The sequence below is a fragment of the Moorena sp. SIO1F2 genome, from assembly GCF_010672755.1.
GTDB lineage: Bacteria > Cyanobacteriota > Cyanobacteriia > Cyanobacteriales > Coleofasciculaceae > Moorena.
Window position 1 is genome coordinate 1 of record NZ_JAAHFV010000670.1, and the last position, 1,259, is coordinate 1,259.

The 1,259-nt window shown below is 43.4% G+C and carries 2 protein-coding genes and 1 pseudogene; 1 reads left to right on the top strand and 2 read right to left on the bottom strand.

Features of this window, described 5'->3' with window-relative positions; all coding sequences use genetic code 11:
• Positions 1–187, top strand: a 187-nt coding sequence (locus tag F6J94_RS33915; protein WP_293048361.1) for a hypothetical protein, incomplete at its 5' end; no start/stop codon positions are given.
• Here the strand turns inward: F6J94_RS33915 and F6J94_RS33920 are convergent.
• Together F6J94_RS33920 and F6J94_RS33925 are read right to left on the bottom strand one after the other, a co-directional pair.
• A pseudogene (locus F6J94_RS33920) lies at positions 174–350 on the bottom strand (Uma2 family endonuclease); the annotation flags it as partial. The gene F6J94_RS33915 and the pseudogene F6J94_RS33920 overlap by 14 nt on opposite strands.
• Positions 351–417: 67 nt before the next feature.
• Positions 418–834, bottom strand: a complete 417-nt coding sequence (locus tag F6J94_RS33925) for a helix-turn-helix domain-containing protein (RefSeq protein WP_293024842.1) — start codon at positions 832–834, stop codon at positions 418–420.
• Between the last annotated feature and the right edge of the window lie 425 nt (positions 835–1,259).

A 1,259-nucleotide genomic window follows, 5' to 3' on the forward strand; every position in this document is an offset into this window, starting at 1 on the left:
TAGGATTAAGCCTATAATTGCCCTTCCTAGAAGCTGGAAAACCTATCGTTTTGTTGAGAATTCAGGTTCTGTAGCCAGTCTTGCTCAGCAAAGAGCCGCTATGCCATCGCACCATAGCATCTCTTTTATACTGATCCGAACTTTCCTAGTTCCTATTCCTTTTATAGTAACTACTACTGATAACTGACCGCTTGAAAAACCTGTTCAGCATTTAACCTTAACTCTGGAAAGGTTGAGGATAAAATACGGTTAGCTCCTCGGAACTGACTAACGTTATATTCGCCATCTATCAATTGGTAAACCGATAAAGTAGGTTGTTTGGGATTGCCAATAAATCGCCTACCACCTAAGAGGTTGTCTCATCGCTATTCCCAATTCCCAGGGCGTAGCGCTATCACTAAATAGCTTAGACCTTGCTCAGCTAACTTTAAAATCAGAAATCGTCTCAATCCATACCCGTGCTCCACAATTTAGGGGATCATCTGGGCGATACATGACCCGACAAGGGCCATTGACTTCAACCGTATGACCATAAATGTTTTTAGAGCCACGTTTTACGGTAATCACCGGATTGCGTTCGCCGGTGTTGTGATTTTGGCGAATCACTTTTTGATTCACGTGGATCACAGCTTTAGTGTACTGTGTACGCTTTGACCAATTCCGCTTCGGTCCACGAGTACCAGGGGTGACCACTGGCATACCGTCAAATAAGGGAATCACCCAAGTTCTACCAACCTTATACGCTCCTTTGACTCTGCCCTTGCTCAAAAGGAAACGGACGCGAGTGGCAGAGATACCTAGTAATTCAGCGGCTTGTGCGGTAGAAATCATCATGGCGAAAAACCATTGCTTTAACGATATTGTTATATTAACACGATTTTTGAAAAGATGCTAGGGGAGGTGTGGGGGGTATGGGAGGTCAAAAAAAACTATTGCACTGTCGCAAGGTGCAGTAAGTGTGGTAAGGGTGGTTATAAAAAACTATTGCACTATCACAAGGGGTGATAAGGGTGTTAAGCGTGGAAACTTTAAAAAAACTATTGCACTGTCGCAATTAAGTCTTGATTTGAGAATGACAGGACTTACGCACTCAGATATATAAAATCTCCCGATTCCCGATTCCCGATTCCCGATTCCCGATTCCCGATTCCCGATTCCCTGTTCCCTGTTCCCTGTTCCCTCAACAAAAAAAAATTCGGTCAAGTCCTGGTTAATTCCAATGCTTGACCGAATTATTTCTTTTAATAGTCAAGAGCCCA

What these genes read in the sequence shown, in the direction of transcription:
- F6J94_RS33925 (WP_293024842.1), bottom strand. Translation starts at nt 834, where the DNA reads ATGATGATTTCTACCGCACAAGCCGCTGAATTACTAGGTATCTCTGCC.